Raw genomic sequence first — 17,221 nt, forward strand, 5'->3', positions numbered from 1 at the left:
GCTCAGCCCTCGCCGCGGCCCGGCAGGTGGGCGTGGGAGAGCTTCTCCTTGATCCGCTCCGCCGGGGTGGCCGGCGCGGGGGCCGGCTCCGGCGCCGGCCGCGAGTAGATCTCCTCGATCCGGTCCGCGAAGTCCTGGGCGATCCTCGCCCGCTTGATCTTCATGGACGGGGTCAGGTGCCCGGAGGCCTCCGTCCAGTCGACGTCGAGGATCTCGAACGAGCGGATGCTCTCCGCCCGGGAGACCGCCTTGTTGGCGTGGTCGACGATCTCCTGCACGTGCTCCACGATCCTCGGGTGCCGGGCGGCCTCGGCCAGCGGCATCGCCGGGTCCAGGCCCATCAGCTCCAGGCGCGCGGGCAGCACGTCCTGGTCCAGGGTCACGAGGGCCGCGACGAACGGGCGGTCGTCGCCGACGACCATCACCTGGGAGACCACGGCCGACGCGCGGATGGGGTCCTCCAGCACGTTGGGCACCACGTTCTTGCCGCCGGCGGTGACGATGATCTCCTTCTTCCGCCCGGTGATCGTCAGCGCGCCGTCCTCGTCCAGGGAGCCCAGGTCGCCGGTGCGGAACCACCCGTCCTCGAACGCGGCCGCGGTGAGGTCCTCGCGCCCGTGGTAGCCGCGCATCACGTGGGTGCCGCGGACCAGGACCTCCCCGTCCTCGGCGATCCGGACCTCGTTGCCGGGCAGCGGCAGCCCCACGGTGCCGATCTTGCCGACCTCCGGGGTGTTCACGGCGATCGGGGCGGTGGTCTCGGTCAGCCCGTAGCCCTCGACCACGTAGACGCCGATCCCGTTGAAGAAGTGGCCCAGGCGGGTCCCGAGGGCGGCCCCGCCCGAGACGGCGTGCGTGACCTCCCCGCCCATCGCCTCGCGCAGCTTGGCGTAGACGAGCCGGTCGTAGAGGGCGTGCCGGGCGCGCAGCAGCGGCAGCACCCGCCCGGACTGCTGGGCCCGGGAGTACGCCACGGCCGTGCGCACGGCCCGCTCGAAGATCAGGGCCTTGGCCTTCCCGCCCTTCTCGGCCTTGAGCCGGGCGCTCTGGTAGATCTTCTCGAACACCCGCGGCACGGCGAGGATGAACGTGGGCCGGAAGGACTCGAGGTCCCCCATGAGGTTCTTCACGTCCGGGGTGTGGGCCAGGACGGTGCCCGAGTAGAGGGCGATGACCTCCACGAAGCGCGCGAACACGTGGGCCAGCGGCAGGAAGAGCAGGGTGCGGGCGCCGGGGTGGATGATGTCCGCCACCACGAGGGTGGTGTTCTCGCACAGCCGCACGAAGTTGCCGTGCGTGAGCTCGCAGCCCTTGGGCGGGCCGGTGGTGCCGGAGGTGTAGATGATCGTGGCGACGTCCTCGAGCCCCCGGGACGAGCGCCGCGCCTCGAGCTCCTCGTCCGGGACGCCCGCCCCGGAGGCGATGAGCCCGTCCAGACCGGCGCCGGTGCCGTCCAGGCGCCAGATCCGCTCCGCGGCCGCGAACGGCTCCTCCCGGGCGGCCTCGCCGACGGCGCGCTCCAGGGCCTCCGTCTCGACGAAGATGGCCTTGGCGTCGGAGTCGGCCATGATCCAGCGGATCTGCTGGGCCGAGGAGGAGTCGTAGACCGGGACGGGGACCGCACCGGCGTACCAGATCGCGAAGTCCACCAGGGTCCACTCGTACCGGGTCCGGCTGAGGATGCCCACGCGGTCCCCGGGCTCGATGCCCGCCGCCACGAGACCCTTGGCCACCCCCTGCACCGCCGTGCGGAACTCCCGGGCCCGGACCTCGCGGGCGGCCCCGCCCGGGACCAGGACCGTGTACAGGTGCGGGTCCCCGTCCCGGTCGGCCTGCATCAGCAGGAAGTCCGTGATGCTGCGGTGGGCGGGCGGGTCCACGAGGGCGTCGGTGGCGACGTGGCGCATGGGTTTCTCCTCGGATCGGATGGCTGGGGCGTTCCTCCCCAGTCTAGTGAGTTGGCTCACGCAAATCCGCTCAGACGCGGGCGCCGTCGTCCAGGTCGTCGCGGTCCTCCGGCAGGGACGTCAGCAGGTGGGCGATCGCCCCGACCACGGCCACCAGCCCCGCCACGATCGCCCACCACGGCAGTGACCCGGGCATCAGGCCCAGCACCAGCAGGAGCACCGGCACGCCGATCAGCACGGTCCAGGACAGCAGCGCCCCGCGGCTGAGCCCCTGCGTGACCGGGCCGGGATCGGGGGAGTAGGGCGCGTCGTCGTCCTCCACGTCCTCCCGGGCGTCGTCCGCCCCTGCGGGGGCCCCGCCGAAGACGGCCTCCTCGGGGGACCAGTCCCGGGGTCCGGCGAGGTGCCGGTCCCCGGCCCGGCGCACGTCCTCCAGCCCCGAGACGATCTCCGCCCACTCGTCCTCGGGCCCGGTCCCGCCGGGCCGGGCGCTCATCGTCCGGCTCCCGGGGCGGCGGGTCGCCGGGGCACGCCGGTGACCGGGTTGCGCCCGGCCACGAGGTCGCCCACGAAGCGCACCGACCGGGCGTGCAGGACGTCCGCCTCCCGGTCCAGGGTGGCCACGTGGAAGCTCTCGGTCAGGCGCACGATCTCCACGTCCCCGCCCGCGCGCCGGAGCACGTGGGCGTGGGAGGCGTCGGAGACCACGTGGTCGTGCTGCGAGCGCAGCAGCAGCACCGGGGCGGTCACCGCGGGCAGGAGCCTGCGGGTCCTGGCCATGAACCGGCCCAGCTCCGCGACCCCCGCCACGGGGGTGCGCGGATAGGCGTGCTCGGTGACGCCCGGGAGGCTGATGTCGTCCCCCACGGACGCCACGGAGGGCACCGCGCGGTGCAGGGCCGGGGCGAAGCGCGCCGTGCGGCTCACCAGGGACAGCGCCGGGTTGAGGGCCACGACCCCGTCCACGGGCAGCAGCGCGGCGAGGTGCAGGGCCAGCGCCCCGCCCATGGACAGCCCGCAGACCACCACGACGTCGTGCCGGGCGCGCAGCTCCCGCACGTGCCGGGCCGCGTGGTCGCGCCACTGCTCCCACCGCACGGCGGCCAGGTCCTCCCAGCGGGTGCCGTGGCCGGGCAGGACGGGGCCGAGGACCTCGGCGCCGGCCTCGTGCAGGGCCCGGCCCCACGGGCGGACGCTGAACGGGACGCCGGTGAAGCCGTGCAGGACGAGGACGCCCGCCGGGCCCTCGGCCCGGTAGCGGAAGGGCGCCGCGGGGGAGTCGGCGGCCGCGGGCGCGGCCGGGGCGGGCGGGCGGTGGTCCTCGACGGGATGCGTCATGGGTCCATGATGGCAGGACGGGGCCCGGACCGGGCGCTCTGGCGCTCGCGGGCGCGCGGACGTGAGAGAATACCGGAGGCCGGACCCGGTCCGAGCGGCACGGACCCTCGCGACATCCCGATCAGCACGAAGGAGTCCTCTCCCACATGGTCTACATGTTCTTGAAGCGCTACGTCGTCGGACCCCTGGTCAACGTCGCCTTCCGCCCCGAGGTCCGCGGCCTCGAGCACGTGCCGAGCGAGGGTCCGGCTATCCTGGCCAGCAACCACCTCTCCGTCTCCGACTCGGTGTTCATGCCCGTGGCCGTGCCGCGCCAGGTGTTCTTCCTCGCCAAGTCGGACTACTTCAACAGCCCCGGACTCAAGGGGCGGGTGATGTCCGCCTTCTTCCGGGCCATCAACCAGATCCCCATGGACCGCTCCGGCGGCCGCGCCAGCGCCACGTCCCTGAGCAACGGGGGGCGCAAGCTGCAGGAGGGCCAGCTGCTCGGCATCTATCCGGAGGGCACCCGCTCCCCGGACGGGCGGATGTACAAGGGGAAGATCGGCGTGGCCCGGCTCGCGCTCGAGACCGGCGCCCCGGTCGTGCCCATCGCCATGGTCGGCACCGACAAGGTGCAGCCGATCGGCGCGCGGATCCCGCTGCCCCGCGGCAGGGCACGGGTGACCACGATCTTCGGGGAGCCGCTCGACTTCTCCCGCTACCAGGGCCGGCAGAGCGAGCACGCCCTGCTGCGCGAGGTCACCGACGAGATCATGCACGCCATCCAGGCGCTCTCGGGCCAGGTCTACGTGGACGTCTACGCGGCCGAGCACAAGAAGCGCCTCGCGGAGCAGAAGCGCCAGGAGACCAAGCAGGCCGCCGCGGAGCTCGTGGGCAGCGCCAAGGACCGGGCGCGCACCGCCGCCCAGACCGCCCGGCACGCCGCCGACTCCCTCACCCACCGCGACCGTCCCGCGGCCACGGACGACGACGCGTCCGGGACCACCGCACCCTGAACCCCCCGTCCGGGCCCGCCCCGGACGAGACCATAGGAAGACATGATGCTCGACTTCACCGTTCCCGACAGCCTCCGCAACCTGGCCTCGCCCGTGCCCTCGGCGGCCGACTACCCCGGGCTGGACGACTGGCGCGAGCTGCCCGCCGACCAGCAGCCGACGTGGCGCGACCACCCGGACTTCGCCGCCGCCATCGGCGAGCTCAGCGCGGTCCCGCCGCTCGTGTTCGCCGGGGAGGTGGACCAGCTGCGCGAGCGCCTGGCCGAGGTCGCCCACGGCAGGGCCTTCTTCCTGCAGGGCGGCGACTGCGCCGAGACCTTCGAGGGGGCCACGGCCGACCGGATCAGCGCCCGGGTCAAGACGCTGCTGCAGATGGCCGTGGTGCTCACCTACGGCGCGTCCATGCCGGTCGTGAAGATGGGCCGCATGGCCGGCCAGTTCTCGAAGCCGCGCTCGTCCAACGACGAGACCCGGGACGGCGTCACCCTGCCGACCTTCCGCGGGGAGATGGTCAACGGCTTCGACTTCACCGAGGAGTCCCGGGTCCACGACCCCCGGCGCATGGTGCGCGGCTACCACACCTCCGCCTCCACCCTGAACCTCATCCGGGCCTTCACCACCGGCGGCTTCGCCGACCTGCGCCTGGTGCACGCCTGGAACATGGGCTTCACCACGAACCCCGCCCACGCCCGCTACGAGTCCCTGGCCCGCGAGATCGACCGGGCCGTGAAGTTCATGGACGCCTGCGGAGCGGACTTCGACGCGCTGCGCACCACGGAGTTCTACGCCGGGCACGAGGCGCTGCTGCTGGACTACGAGCGCGCGCTGAGCCGGATCGACTCCCGCACCCACCTGCCGTACGGCACGTCCGGTCACTTCCTGTGGATCGGGGAGCGCACCCGGGAGCTCGACGGCGCCCACGTGGACCTGCTCTCCAAGCTGCGCAACCCGATCGGCGTGAAGCTCGGCCCGAAGACCACCGGCGACGACGCGCTGGCGCTCATCGACAAGCTCGACCCGCAGCGCGAGCCCGGCCGGCTGACCTTCATCACCCGCATGGGGGCGAAGAACATCCGGGAGAAGCTGCCGCCGCTGGTCGAGGCCGTCGAGCGCTCCGGCGCGAAGGTCGTGTGGGTCACCGACCCCATGCACGGCAACACGGTGTCGCTGCCGTCCGGGTACAAGACCCGCAACTTCGACGACGTCGTGGACGAGGTGCGCGGCTTCTTCGAGGTGCACGAGGCGATCGGCTCCTTCCCGGGCGGCATCCACGTGGAGATGACCGGTGACGACGTCGCGGAGTGCCTCGGCGGCGCCGATCCCGTGGACGAGTCCTCCTTCGAGGACCGCTACGAGTCGCTGTGCGACCCGCGGCTGAACCACATGCAGTCCCTGGAGATCGCCTTCCTCGTGGCGGGCTACCTCTCCCGCCGCTGAGCGGGGACCGGGCCGACGGGGCCGGGGCCGGACGGGCCGTCCGCTACAGGACGGTCAGGACGACCTCGGCCCCGTCCGTCGTCTGGGACAGCACGTAGCCGAAGGGCGCGCCGAAGCTCTCCTCGACCCGGGCGGCGAAGCCCGCCTCCCGGAGCACCCGCACCGCCTCCTCCACCGACCGGCCCACGACGTCGGGGGCGCTCTCGGCCCGCGGGCCGCGGGAGACCGCCAGGTCCACCGCCGAGCCGGCGGCCACGTCCGTGCCCGCCTCCGGGTGCTGGCCCACCACCGTGCCCGCGGCGGCGTCGTCGGCCACCGCCGTCCGCTCCCCGGCGGCCAGGTCGGCGTCGGCCAGGCGGGCGGCGGCGTCCTCCTCGCTCATCCCCACGACGTCCGGGGCGGTGACCTGCTGCGGGCCGGTCGAGACGAGCAGGACGACCTGCTCCGCGGGGCGCACGGTCGCGGAGGCGGCCGGGTCGGTGCCGATCACCGTCCCGGCGGGCGCCGCCGGATCGGGGGTCTCGTGCACGGCCACGTTGCGGAGCCCGGCCCCGGCGAGGTACTGCTGGGCGAGCTCCGGTCCGGTGCCGCGCACCTCCGGCACGCTCACCGTCCCGCCCGGCCCGGTGCCGATCAACCAGCCCAGGAAGGCGGCCGCGGCCACCGCGAGCGCGGCCAGCGCCAGGTGCGCCGCCGCGCGCAGGGGGCGCCGCGGGCGCAGCTCGATCGCGGGCCGCCACGGGTCGGAAGAGCCGGCCCGGCGCGGGGCCGGCAGCGCCTCCGTCGCCGCGACGGCCGGGCGGAGGGCCTCGGTCGGGTCCTGGTGCCGGCGCAGGGTCTCCGTCGGGGCCTGCTGCCGGCTGAGGGTCTCGGTCCGGGTGCCGCCGGGGGCGGGCGACCCGCGGGCGTCCCGGTGCCGGCCGAGCGCCTCGGTCCGGGCGTTGCCGAGGGTGAGCGTCCCGGTCCGGGCGCTGTCCGCGCCCTCGGCCTGCGGGGCCGGGCCGCCGGTCCGCGGCCGCGGTGCGGGAGCGCGGTCGAGCTCGTCGGGGCGCAGGACCGCTCGGACCGCGCGCAGCTGCTCGAGCATCTCCCGGGCGTCCGCGGGTCGGTCCTCCGGGTCCCGGGCGGTGGCCCGGGCCACCAGCCGCGCCAGCGCCCCCGGGACACCGGGGTCGACGGACCGCAGGTCCGGCACCCTCCCCTCCGCGTGGGCGCGGGCCACGGCGAGGGGGGCGCCCTCGAACGGGCGGCGCCCGCAGAGCAGCTCGAAGAGCACGATGCCGGCCGAGTAGACGTCCGCGCGGGTGTCCACCCGCTGCCCGGTCACCAGCTCGGGGGAGGCGTAGCCGACGGTGCCCAGCACGGTGCCGCTGACGGTGTGCTGGTCGACCGCCCGGGTGAGCCCGAAGTCCGCCACGGTGACCCGGCCGCCGGCCGCGATCAGCACGTTCTCCGGCTTGACGTCGCGGTGCACCAGGCCGGCGCGGTGGGCGGCGGCCAGCCCGTCCAGGGCGGCCTCCATCACCTCCAGCGCCTCGCGCGCGGTCAGGGCGCCGCGCCGGCGCAGCAGGTCCCGCAGCGTGGAGCCCTCCACGTGCTCCATGACGAGGTAGGGCACCCCGTCCGCGGCGTGGCCCTGGTCGAGCACGGACACGACGTGCGGATGGGACAGCCGCGCGGCCGCCCGGGCCTCGCGCACGAACCGGTCCGCCGCCGCCGGGTCCTCGGCCAGGTGCGGGTGCATGAGCTTGACGGCCACGGTGCGCTCGAGGCGCGTGTCCACCGCGCGGTACACGGTGGCCGTGCCCCCGCGGGCGATCCGGGGTCCGAGCTCGTACCGGTCCTCCAGGAGGGACCCGGTCAGGTGGTCGGGGTGCGCGTGCTGCACGGGATCAGTCTAGAGCGCGGCGCTGTGCGGCGGCTGGGCCGCGGCTCACGCGCCGAACGACCGGCGGTGGGCCTTGACGCTCTTGACGTACTTCTTCGTGTCGTCGTACATCCCGTACTTCTTCACCCCGTGCAGGCCCTGGTAGTAGGCGGCGATGGCCACGTCGGTGCTGGGCGCGCTGCGGCCGAGCTGGCGGATGATCGCGACCCCGGCGGTGACGTTGTCCTGCGGGTCGAGCAGGTCGAGCTCGCGGCCGACGAGTCCCGACGCCCACTCCCCGGCGTCCGGGATGACCTGCATGGTGCCCACGGCGTCGGCGGGGGAGACCGCCTGGTGGTCGAACCCGGACTCCTGGTAGGCGTGGGCGAGCGCGAGGGCGGGGTCCACGCCCATCTGCACGGCGGTGTCGTGGACGATCCGCCGCATCTCCTCCCGGGACGGTGCCGGCCGGGAGGCCAGCTGCTCGTGGTGGCGGTTCGCGGACTCCACCACGTCCCGCTCGTAGGTCCGGCCGAGGAACGTGTCCCCGACGGCGCGCTCGGGCTCCGGCGCGGCCTTCCGCGCGGGCTCCGTCCCGGCGGGCTCCGGGGCGGCCGCGGGCCGGACGGCGCCGGCGACCGACAGCTTCTGGCCGGGGCGCAGCAGCGAGCCGACGGTGAGGTCGTTGTCGTCCAGCAGCTGCTGGACCGACACGTCGTGGGCCTGGGCGATGCTCCACAGCGTGTCCCCGGAGCGCACGACGTGCTCGGTGGCCGCCGGCGCGGTGCGCGGCTGCGGTGCCGCGGGGGCCGGGTCCTCGGCGGCCCGGGACGCCCCGGACCCCGGGGCGGCGGACTCCGGGGCGGCCAGGCGGAGGGTCTGTCCGGGCAGGAGCAGGGCGGCGCCGGAGAGGTCGTTCCAGCGCATCAGCTCGTCGACGGCCACGCCGTGGCGCTGGGCGACCGCCCACAGGGAGTCCCCGGGGGCGACGGTGTGCTCAGGGGCCGTGGGCGCCTTCTTTCCCAGCACCAGGGGCGCCGGGGCCACCTGGGAGGTCTGGGCCGGGGCGGCGTGGGCCACGGTGCCCCCGCCGAGGGCGGCCATGGCGGCCACGGCGGTCACCGCGGAGCCGGTCCTCGCGCGGCGGGCCCAGCGGGGGGAGCGGTCCTCCCGGGCCCCGCAGCTCCCGTCGGGGTCGCCGGTGCGGGCGGTGGTGCGGTGCGGTGCGTCGTTCGGGTCGGTCGTGTCGCGCTCGGGGGGAAACGGCATGAAGTGGCTCTCTGACGCTGATCGGGGAAGAGGCGGAGGTCTCAGCGGTCTCCGCGGGTCCGAGCATACCGTGCGGGTCCCGCGTGGCACGGGCACCGGCGGACGTGGCACTCTGGGGGCGTGAAGAAGACATCCGGAAACAGCACCGAGGAGTTCGACCGTCTGGACGGCCTCGTCCAGGACTGGCTGCCCCTGCCCGACGTCGCCGAACAGCTCGGTCTCGTGGTCACCCGCGTCCACGGTCTCGTCGACGACGGGACGCTGCTCGCGGTGCGCAACCCGCACGACAACATCCGACGGATCCCGGCGGCCTTCCTCCTGGACGGCGCCGTGCTCGACTCCCTCAAGGGCACCGTGGCGGTCCTCCGGGACTCCGGGTTCACCGACGCGGAGGCGATCGCCTGGCTGTTCACCGAGGACGAGTCCCTGCCGGGCCGGCCCGTGGACGCCCTGCGCGACGGCCGCAAGACGGAGATCCGCCGCCGCGCCCAGGCCCTGGCCTGGTGACCCGGTCCTGAGCCCCGGCGGGCGTGCGCGCCCGGCGCCCGGGCGCGTCAGGACGAGCGGCGCACCGCCGCCGCGGCGAGCCCGCGCAGCGCGGCCAGGGGCACCGGGCCGGCGCCGAGCCGGTCCAGCGCCGCGAAGGCCTCGGCGCTGAGCGCGTCGATGAGCTCCTCCGTGGCGCCCAGGGCGCCGCAGCCGGTGATGACCGCGCGGAGCTCCGCCACGTCGCTCTCGCCCAGGTCGGCCCGGCCCAGGGCGGCCTCGAGCCGGGCGATCTGCTCCTCGTCGCCGAGCCGGCGCACGTAGCCCACCAGCACCGTGCGCTTGCCCTCGCGCAGGTCGTCCCCGGCGGGCTTGCCCGTGGTGGCCGGGTCGCCGAACACGCCCAGGACGTCGTCGCGCAGCTGGAACGCCTCGCCCAGGGGCAGCGCGAACGCCGAGCAGCGCTCGAGCACCGCCTCCGGCGCGCCCGCGAGGGCGGCCCCCAGGACCACGGGGTGCTCCACCGAGTACTTCGCCGACTTGTAGCGGATCACGTCCAGCGCCCGCTGCACCGCGCCGGCACGGTCCTGCCCTGCACCGGCGACCTCCCCCTGCACGTCCAGGTACTGGCCGACCATCACCTCCGAGCGCATGAGGTCGAACACGGCCCGGGCCCGCGCCGCCCCCGGCGCGGCCGCGCCGGCGAACAGCTGCTCGCTCCAGGACAGGCACAGGTCCCCGGAGAGGATCGCGGCCGCGACCCCGAACGCGGGCCCGTCCAGGGTCCAGCCGTGCTCGGCGTGCAGGGCCTCGAAGCGGCGGTGGACGCTGGGCGCGCCGCGGCGGGTGTCGGAGCGGTCGATGACGTCGTCGTGGATCAGCGCGGCGGACTGGAAGAGCTCCAGGGCCGCCCCTGCCCGGACCACCGCGGGGTCCTCCGGGTCGCCGCCCGCCGCCCGCCAGCCCCAGTAGCACAGCCGCGCGCGCAGCCGCTTGCCCCCGGAGGAGAGCCCGGCGACGGCCTCCAGCAGCGGCAGGGTGTCCGCCGAGATGGCCCCGAGGACGTCGCGCTGGCCCTCGAAGAAGCGCTCCAGCTCGGCGTGCAGCCGGTCGACGAAACGACCGTCCTCGGCCCGGAAGGCGTCCTCGGGCGCCTCGCGCGGCACGGTGTCGGCACGCGCGGGGGAGGAGTGCGGCAGGGACGGTGACGTCATGGGCGGAACGACCTCGATCTCGGGCGGCGGAGGACGGGCCGGGCGGCCGTCCGCGGACTGCGCCCAGCCTAGCGAAGGGGCCCGGATGTCCGGGCCGGGAACTATGCTGTGCCGGACGCAGGAGGAGGGCGCGGTGACCGAGACGCCGAAGGACCGGCTGGACCGCTGGCGGGCGTGTGCCGTCATGCACGTCGACATGGACATGTTCTACGTCGGCGTGGAGCTCCTCGCCGCCCCCGGGCTGCGCGGCCGGCCCGTCATCGTCGCCGGCTCGGGGCACCGCTCCGTCGTCCTCTCCGCCTCCTACGAGGCACGGGCCTTCGGCGTGCGCTCGGGCATGCCGCTGGCCCGCGCCCGCGCCATGTGCCCGGGCGCCGTGCTCCTCGAGCCGCACCGCAGCGCCTACGAGGCCTACTCGCGGCGGGTCATGGCCATGTTCTGGGAGATCACCGACCGGGTGGAGCAGATCAGCGTGGACGAGGCCTTCCTGGACGTCGCCGGCGCCGTCCGGCGTCTCGGCCCGCCGGTGGGCATCGCCCGGACGCTGCGCGCGCGGGTGCAGGAGGAGCTGGGGCTCACGGCCTCCGTGGGCATCGGGGTGAACAAGACCGTCGCCAAGATCGCCTCCACCCGCTCCAAGCCCGACGGGCTGCTGCTGGTGCAGCCGGAGGACACGGTCGCGTTCCTCGCGGAGCTGCCGGTCACGGCCCTGTGGGGGGTCGGCGGCCGCACGGCGGAGGCCCTGATCGGTGCGGGCCTGCGGCAGGTCGGCGACCTCGCGGCCGCGCCGCTGCCCCAGCTCACCCGGGTGGTCGGCCGGGCCGCGGGGCACCACCTGCACGAACTGGCCAACGGCCGGGACCCGCGCCCGGTGGTGCCGGTGCGGGAGGAGAAGAGCGTGGGCGCGGAGGAGACCTTCCCGCAGGACGTCTCCGACGACCGGGTGCTGCACGAGGTCCTGCTCCGGCTCAGCCACCGGACCGCCTCGCGGCTGCGGCGCCAGGGGCTGCGGGCCCGCCGGGTGGGGCTCAAGCTGCGCTACGCCGACTTCACCACCCTCACCCGTTCGCGGACCCTGTCCCAGCCGTTCACCTCCGCCCACGACCTCCTCCAGCACGGTGCCGGCCTGCTCGAGGAGCTGGGGCACCGCCCGCAGGCGGTGCGCCTCCTCGGCATCCGCGCCGAGGCCCTGGAGCAGTCCACGGACGCCCTGCAGCTGAGCCTCGACGGCCGCGAGGAGGAGTGGGGAGCCGCCGAGGAGGCCATGGACCGGGTGCACGCCCGGTTCGGGGCGGACCGGCTCGGTCCGGCCCGCCTGCTGCCCGCCGCACCGCGCGAGCGGCAAGGCAATTCCAAGGCTGTTGACAGCCGCGCGCGCGGTGCACAATCCACAGCCGACGGTCTATCCTGGTACCAGGCGGCGCCGGAACAGCCGGGGATTTCCGCACCCGAAGGATGAGGAGGCATACCGTGCCACTGTCCGAGCACGAGCAACAGCTCCTGGCCCAGCTCGAGAAGCAGCTCCACGCGGACGACCCGCGGTTCGTGACGAGCATGGGGTCCCGTGCCGTCCGGGGCGCGTCCACCCGCAACATCGTCCTCGGGATCGTCATCGCCGTCGTCGGCCTGCTCGTCCTGCTCGGTGGGGTCGTCCTCAAGTCCGTCCTGCTGGGGGTGCTGGGCTTCGTCGTCATGGGCGCCGGCGTCTATGTCGCCACGTTGCGCTCCGGCAAGCCCCGCGCCGAGGGGGCCAGCGGCAAGGGCGGTTCGCCGCGCCGGTCCTCGCCCTTCCTGCAGAACCTCGAGCAGCGCTGGGACCAGCGCAACTCCGGGGGCCAGCCCTAGCCCGGGGCCACAGCGCAGCGCTGCGCGGCCGGCCCCTCCACCACCCTCCACCCCGGCGCCCCGCAGGGCGCCCGCACCGTCTCCGAACAGCTCCCCGGCGTCCCGCCGGGGAGCTTCTTCGTGCCGGGGGCCGCTGCCGCCGCCGGCCCCTCCACTCTCCTCCCCGCCGGCCTCTCCGGGCCCCCACCCCGGCACCGCCCACCCCACCTGGGGCGATGCCGGGCGCACGCGCCGACCGCCGCGCCACGCCGGGCCGGGCGGGCCCCGGTTTCGTTGACCGGGGAGTGAAGTGGAGTAAAGTGGGGCGAAGAGATGGATCTGGGAGAACTCTCGGGCTGGAGAGGCGGTGAGCATGTTTCTCGGAACGTACTCACCCCGTCTCGACGAGAAGGGCCGCCTGATCCTGCCGGCGAAATACCGGGAGGAGCTGGCTGAGGGACTGGTCCTGACGCGAGGTCAGGAGCGGTGCCTGTACGTCTTCAGCGTCCGCGAGTTCGAGCGGGTCCACGAGCAGCTGAGGGCGGCGCCGCTGTCCTCGAAGCAGGCCCGGGACTACATCAGGGTCTTTCTCTCGGGCGCCTCGGACGAGGTCCCGGACAAGCAGGGCCGCGTCACCATTCCGCCGCCGCTGCGGGAGTACGCCGGCCTGGACCGGGAGCTCGCAGTGATCGGCGCGGGCACCCGGGCGGAGATCTGGGACGCCCAGGCGTGGAACGAGTACCTGAACGAGAAGGAGGCCGTCTTCTCCGAGACCGAGGAGGAAGTGGTACCCGGGCTCTTCTGAGCACAGGGTCGCCGACCATCACCCGCGGGGCGCGGCACCGCCTCCCGGATGAGATCTCCAGCCGCACAGCCGTCACCGTCCTGGCTCACCTTCCCCTGAGCCAGGCCGGATTCGAGGGACGGCCAGCGGATGGGGTTCTGATCCTGGAACGCCCGCGGCCCCACCACGGCGTCGACCCGGCGCCGGCCACCCCAGACCGACCGACCGCCGAAGAGAGGGCCCATGGCGCAACGCCCAGCCGAGCAGCTCCACGTCCCCGTGCTGCTCGAGCGCTGCCTGGACCTGATGGCCCCCGCGCTCGCCGAGGACGGTGCCGTGGCGGTGGACGCGACGATGGGCATGGGCGGTCACTCCGAGGCGCTGCTGCGGCGCTTCCCCCGGCTGCAGCTCGTGGCCATCGACCGGGACCCGCAGGCGCACGCCCTGGCCGGGGCGCGGCTGGCCCCGTTCGGGGACCGGTTCCACCCGGTGCACACCACCTACGACCGGATCCCCGAGGCCCTCGCCCAGCACGGCTTCGCCGCCGCGGACGCGGTCCTGTTCGACCTCGGGGTCTCGTCGCTCCAGCTCGACGAGCGGGAGCGCGGCTTCGCCTACTCCTACGACGCCCCGCTGGACATGCGGATGGACTCCACCGCGCCCGTGACGGCCCAGGACGTGCTCAACGACTACAGCGAGGCCGACCTGCGCCGGATCCTGCGCGACTGGGGCGAGGAGCGCTTCGCGTCCCGGATCGCCCGGGCCGTGGTGCAGCGCCGGGCGCAGGCCCCGCTCCGCACCACGGGCGAGCTCGTCGAGGTCGTCCGCGCGGCGGTGCCCCAGGGCGCCCAGCACCGCAAGGGCCACCCGGCCAAGCAGACCTTCCAGGCGCTGCGGATCGAGGTCAACGAGGAGCTCGACGTCCTGCGCCGGGCCGTGCCCGCCGCGCTGGACGCCGTGCCCGTGGGCGGGCGGGTCGTGGCGATGAGCTACCACTCCCTGGAGGACCGGATCGTCAAGCAGGCCTTCGCCGCCGGCGCCACCTCCACCGCGCCCAAGGGCTTCCCCGTGGAGCTCGACGAGCACAAGCCCACGCTGCGGATCCTCACCCGGGGCACCGAGACCCCCACCCCCCGGGAGGTCGAGGAGAACCCCCGGGCCGCCTCGGCGCGCCTGCGGGCGGCCGAGCGGATCCGGCAGAACCCACCGCACTCCCCACAGAACGCGCAGAGGTACAACGCATGAGCGGCACCGGACTCCAGCGACGACCGGCCCGCCCGGCTCCTCCGCGCACCGGCATCGGGGCGTGGGCCGCCCGGCGCGGCCAGCGCCCGCCGGTGGACGGCAGCTCCGCCCGTCAGCTCGAGACCCCGGCCCCGCCCGCGCCGGAGACCGGCGGGTCCACCCGCGCACCCCTGTCCGTGGTGCCCGGCCGCGCCCGGCGGGGGCGGGTCTCCACGGTGGCGCTGAGCCTGCTCGCGCTCGTCGTCGCGCTGGCCTCCATCCTCGTCCTGAACATCCAGATCTCCGGGGGCCAGTACCGGCTGGTGGAGCTGCGCGCCCAGGAGCAGGCGCTCAGCCAGCAGAACGAGGCCCTCACCCAGGACCTCGAGTTCTACGACGCCCCGCAGAACCTCGCGGTGATGGCCTCGGACCTCGGCATGGTCCCGGCGCAGGGCTCGGGCACGGTGGACCTCACGACCGGGTCCGTCGAGGGCGACCCCCTGCCGGCGCAGCCGCAGGAGAACCACGAGATCCTCGTCGACCACGCGCAGCAGACCGGCTCGGAGGCGGCGGACCGCGCCGCCCAGCGCGCGGAGGACCGCGAGCGGGAGAAGGCGGAGCAGCAGCGGGAGGACGCCGAACGGCGGGCCCGCGAGGACGCGGCACCGGACGCCGGGCTCGGCGGCGGGACCCTGCCGGCCCCGCAGCAGCGCGCGCCCGGGGAGTGACCGGGGCGCCGACACCGCCCCCGCACCCAGCAGCTCACCGGAGACCCCCAGCCGAGACCAGGAACGAGGCATTCACGTGGCACGCGCACGCTCGACGCCCACCGACGGCAGCCCCGGCGCACCCGGCCTCGGCCGCAGCCACGTGGGCGTGCTCCTCGTGCTGGCCCTGCTGGTGGTGCTGGGACTGCGCCTCGTGTGGGTCCAGGGCTTCGACGTCTCCGGCCGGGCCGAGGCCGCCGCCACGGACCGCTCCCGCACCGAGGTGGTCCCGGCCCAGCGCGGGGAGATCCGCGACACCGAGGGCAACGTGCTCGCGCGGACGCTGCAGCGCTACGACGTCACGGTGGACCAGAGCAAGGTCCGGGAGTTCGAGCGGCTGAAGGCCGACGGCACCACCGAGACCGTCACGCCCACGCAGGCGGTGTACCAGCTCGCCGACGCCCTCGAGCTCGAGGACGCGGAGGTCAAGGACTCCCTCGACGGGGACAAGCCGTTCGAGTACGTGGCCCGCGGGGTCACCCCCGAGCAGTGGAACACCGTGCGCGAGCTCGACCTGCCCTACGTCTACGGGCAGCCGTCCTCGGACCGGATCTACCCCAACGGGCCCGTGGCCGGCAGCGTGGTCGGCTTCATGGGCGGCGACGACGAGGCCCTCGGCGGGATCGAGCAGACCCAGGACGAGCTGCTGCGCGGCACGGACGGCAGCCGCACCTTCGAGATCAGCGCCGACGGGGTGCGCATCCCGGTGGCCCCCACCGAGGAGAGCCCCGTGGTGGACGGGTCCTCGGTGCAGCTGTCCATCGACAGCGACGTCCAGTTCATCGCCCAGCAGGCGGTCACCGAGCGCGCCCAGGAGCTCGACGCCGACTGGGGCACCGCGGTGGTGATGCGCATCGAGGACGGCGCGGTGCTGGCGCTGGCGGACTCCTCGACCGTGGACCCCAACGACATCGGCTCGGCGGACGCCGAGGACCTCGGGGCACGGGCCGTGACCCAGGCCGTGGAACCGGGCTCCACCCAGAAGATCCTCACCGCCGCGGCCGCCGTGGAGGAGGGCCTGGCCACCCCCTGGACGGAGATCACGGTGCCGCCGTTCCTGGAGATCGACGGGGAGAAGATCACCGACTCCTTCGACCACGGCGAGCAGGACCGCACGTTCGCCGGGATCATCGCCGACTCGATGAACACGGGCACCGTGATGGTCGGCAGCCAGCTCTCCCGCGAGCAGCGCCACGACTGGATGCAGCGCTTCGGGGTGGGCGAGACCACGGGGATCGAGCTGCCGGGGGAGTCGCCGGGCATCCTGGCCGCGGCCGACCAGTGGGACAAGCGCCAGCAGTACACCGTGCTCTTCGGCCAGGGCGTGTCCCAGACGCCCCTGCGCACCGCCACCGTCTTCCAGGCCATCGCCAACGGCGGCGTCCAGGTGGAGCCGCGCGTCGTCGAGGCCGTCATCGACCCCGACGGCACCCGCACCCCGGTCGAGCGCCCCGAGGGCGAGCGGATCATCTCCGAGGCGACGTCGGAGCAGGTCCTGGACATGATGGAGGTCACCGTCACCGAGGGCGGCGCCAAGGAGGCCGCCGTGGAGGGCTACCGCGTGGGCGGGAAGACCGGCACCGCCGAGGCCCCCGGCGCGCAGGGCGGCTACGACGGCTACACCACCTCCTTCGTCGGCGTGGCGCCCATCGAGGACCCCCAGTACCTCGTGGCCGTGACCCTCCAGCGCCCCCAGGGCGACGTCCGCAGCATCGGCACGACCGGCACGTTCAGCAAGATCATGGGGCAGGTGCTGCGCCACTACGACGTCCCGCCCTCGACCGACGAGCCCGTGGAGATCCCCCTGCGCACGGACGAGCCGGAGAAGACCGCCCCGGAGGACGCCGCCCCGGACGTCGTCGGGACGGAGGACACCGCGGAGGACACCGCGGAGGACACGGGGGAGGGCACCGGGGAGGGCACCACCGACTCCGCGGACAGCGCCGCGCAGGACCCCGCGGAGCAGGAGTCGGGCGCGGCCGGGGCCACCGTGGATCCGGGTGCCGCCGGGACGGGCCCGTCCCGGCGGGCCGACGAGGGCGACTAGACTTCCGTATCGCTGTGCCCGGAGACCCCCCGGGCACCTTCCCCCCAGCACCCGGCGGA

General features: G+C 74.8%; 15 protein-coding genes. 9 read left to right on the plus strand and 6 right to left on the minus strand.

Annotation, left to right across the window (positions count from 1 at the left end; genetic code table 11):
* Positions 1 to 2 precede the first annotated feature (2 nt).
* The 3 genes from AYX06_RS00245 to AYX06_RS00255 form a co-directional block, all read right to left on the minus strand.
* A complete protein-coding gene (locus AYX06_RS00245) occupies positions 3 to 1,907 on the minus strand; it encodes an AMP-dependent synthetase/ligase (protein WP_062733249.1) in 1,905 nt (634 codons plus the stop codon).
* Positions 1,908 to 1,977: 70 nt separating this feature from the next.
* The gene (locus AYX06_RS00250) at positions 1,978 to 2,403 is read right to left on the minus strand and encodes a hypothetical protein (RefSeq protein ID WP_062733251.1); all 426 of its coding nucleotides are present in this window, start codon (positions 2,401 to 2,403) and stop codon (positions 1,978 to 1,980) included.
* Positions 2,400 to 3,245, minus strand: coding sequence for an alpha/beta hydrolase (locus AYX06_RS00255; protein ID WP_062733254.1), 846 nt, complete (start codon positions 3,243 to 3,245; stop codon positions 2,400 to 2,402). The genes AYX06_RS00250 and AYX06_RS00255 overlap by 4 nt, the downstream gene beginning before the upstream one ends.
* A 146-nt stretch (positions 3,246 to 3,391) precedes the next feature.
* Here AYX06_RS00255 and AYX06_RS00260 point away from each other — a divergent pair, with 146 nt between their 5' ends.
* Both AYX06_RS00260 and AYX06_RS00265 read left to right on the plus strand, forming a co-directional pair.
* A complete protein-coding gene (locus AYX06_RS00260) occupies positions 3,392 to 4,243 on the plus strand; it encodes a lysophospholipid acyltransferase family protein (protein ID WP_062733257.1) in 852 nt (283 codons plus the stop codon).
* A gap of 42 nt (positions 4,244 to 4,285) precedes the next feature.
* On the plus strand, positions 4,286 to 5,680 hold the full coding sequence (locus tag AYX06_RS00265) for a class II 3-deoxy-7-phosphoheptulonate synthase (protein ID WP_371860069.1): 1,395 nt from the start codon (positions 4,286 to 4,288) through the stop codon (positions 5,678 to 5,680).
* A gap of 43 nt (positions 5,681 to 5,723) precedes the next feature.
* On the opposite strand, the gene pknB is transcribed toward AYX06_RS00265, so the two are convergent.
* Together pknB and AYX06_RS00275 are read right to left on the minus strand one after the other, a co-directional pair.
* Complete coding sequence (pknB, locus tag AYX06_RS00270; RefSeq protein ID WP_062733259.1) at positions 5,724 to 7,568, minus strand: Stk1 family PASTA domain-containing Ser/Thr kinase; 1,845 nt, start codon at positions 7,566 to 7,568, stop codon at positions 5,724 to 5,726.
* A 45-nt stretch (positions 7,569 to 7,613) separates the two neighbouring features.
* Positions 7,614 to 8,816 carry a LysM peptidoglycan-binding domain-containing protein gene (locus AYX06_RS00275; RefSeq protein ID WP_084271368.1) on the minus strand — a complete coding sequence of 401 codons (1,203 nt, stop codon included), beginning with the start codon at positions 8,814 to 8,816 and terminating at the stop codon, positions 7,614 to 7,616.
* 120 nt (positions 8,817 to 8,936) lie between these two features.
* Here AYX06_RS00275 and AYX06_RS00280 point away from each other — a divergent pair, with 120 nt between their 5' ends.
* A complete protein-coding gene (locus AYX06_RS00280) occupies positions 8,937 to 9,323 on the plus strand; it encodes an Rv2175c family DNA-binding protein (protein WP_082157200.1) in 387 nt (128 codons plus the stop codon).
* A 47-nt stretch (positions 9,324 to 9,370) separates the two neighbouring features.
* Here the strand turns inward: AYX06_RS00280 and AYX06_RS00285 are convergent, their stop codons facing one another.
* Positions 9,371 to 10,516, minus strand: a complete 1,146-nt coding sequence (locus AYX06_RS00285) for a polyprenyl synthetase family protein (RefSeq protein WP_084271369.1) — start codon at positions 10,514 to 10,516, stop codon at positions 9,371 to 9,373.
* Between the two features lie 133 nt (positions 10,517 to 10,649).
* Between AYX06_RS00285 and dinB the strand changes: the two genes are divergently transcribed.
* From dinB to AYX06_RS00315, 6 genes are all read left to right on the plus strand, one after another.
* Entirely contained in the window at positions 10,650 to 11,975 is a 1,326-nt protein-coding gene (gene dinB / locus AYX06_RS00290; RefSeq protein ID WP_062733262.1) for a DNA polymerase IV, read from the plus strand.
* 11 nt (positions 11,976 to 11,986) lie between these two features.
* Positions 11,987 to 12,361 carry a DUF3040 domain-containing protein gene (locus tag AYX06_RS00295; protein WP_062733264.1) on the plus strand — a complete coding sequence of 125 codons (375 nt, stop codon included), beginning with the start codon at positions 11,987 to 11,989 and terminating at the stop codon, positions 12,359 to 12,361.
* 352 nt (positions 12,362 to 12,713) lie between these two features.
* Positions 12,714 to 13,145, plus strand: a complete 432-nt coding sequence (gene mraZ / locus AYX06_RS00300) for a division/cell wall cluster transcriptional repressor MraZ (protein WP_062736790.1) — start codon at positions 12,714 to 12,716, stop codon at positions 13,143 to 13,145.
* Between the two features lie 222 nt (positions 13,146 to 13,367).
* Positions 13,368 to 14,369 carry a 16S rRNA (cytosine(1402)-N(4))-methyltransferase RsmH gene (gene rsmH / locus AYX06_RS00305; protein WP_062733266.1) on the plus strand — a complete coding sequence of 334 codons (1,002 nt, stop codon included), beginning with the start codon at positions 13,368 to 13,370 and terminating at the stop codon, positions 14,367 to 14,369.
* Positions 14,366 to 15,076, plus strand: coding sequence for a hypothetical protein (locus AYX06_RS00310; RefSeq protein WP_232319350.1), 711 nt, complete (start codon positions 14,366 to 14,368; stop codon positions 15,074 to 15,076). Before rsmH ends, AYX06_RS00310 begins: the two co-directional genes overlap by 4 nt.
* A 76-nt stretch (positions 15,077 to 15,152) precedes the next feature.
* Positions 15,153 to 17,162 (plus strand): peptidoglycan D,D-transpeptidase FtsI family protein, encoded by a 2,010-nt coding sequence (locus tag AYX06_RS00315; protein WP_062733268.1) that lies wholly within the window; start codon positions 15,153 to 15,155, stop codon positions 17,160 to 17,162.
* Positions 17,163 to 17,221: the final 59 nt, after the last annotated feature.

Source organism: Kocuria turfanensis (genome assembly GCF_001580365.1).
Classification (GTDB): domain Bacteria; phylum Actinomycetota; class Actinomycetes; order Actinomycetales; family Micrococcaceae; genus Kocuria; species Kocuria turfanensis.

What these genes read in the sequence shown, in the direction of transcription:
- AYX06_RS00245 (WP_062733249.1), bottom strand. Translation starts at nt 1,907, where the DNA reads ATGCGCCACGTCGCCACCGACGCCCTCGTGGACCCGCCCGCCCACCGC.
- AYX06_RS00250 (WP_062733251.1), bottom strand. Translation starts at nt 2,403, where the DNA reads ATGAGCGCCCGGCCCGGCGGGACCGGGCCCGAGGACGAGTGGGCGGAG.
- AYX06_RS00255 (WP_062733254.1), bottom strand. Translation starts at nt 3,245, where the DNA reads ATGACGCATCCCGTCGAGGACCACCGCCCGCCCGCCCCGGCCGCGCCC.
- AYX06_RS00260 (WP_062733257.1), top strand. Translation starts at nt 3,392, where the DNA reads ATGGTCTACATGTTCTTGAAGCGCTACGTCGTCGGACCCCTGGTCAAC.
- AYX06_RS00265 (WP_371860069.1), top strand. Translation starts at nt 4,286, where the DNA reads ATGATGCTCGACTTCACCGTTCCCGACAGCCTCCGCAACCTGGCCTCG.
- AYX06_RS00275 (WP_084271368.1), bottom strand. Translation starts at nt 8,816, where the DNA reads ATGCCGTTTCCCCCCGAGCGCGACACGACCGACCCGAACGACGCACCG.
- AYX06_RS00285 (WP_084271369.1), bottom strand. Translation starts at nt 10,516, where the DNA reads ATGACGTCACCGTCCCTGCCGCACTCCTCCCCCGCGCGTGCCGACACC.
- mraZ (WP_062736790.1), top strand. Translation starts at nt 12,714, where the DNA reads ATGTTTCTCGGAACGTACTCACCCCGTCTCGACGAGAAGGGCCGCCTG.
- rsmH (WP_062733266.1), top strand. Translation starts at nt 13,368, where the DNA reads ATGGCGCAACGCCCAGCCGAGCAGCTCCACGTCCCCGTGCTGCTCGAG.
- AYX06_RS00310 (WP_232319350.1), top strand. Translation starts at nt 14,366, where the DNA reads ATGAGCGGCACCGGACTCCAGCGACGACCGGCCCGCCCGGCTCCTCCG.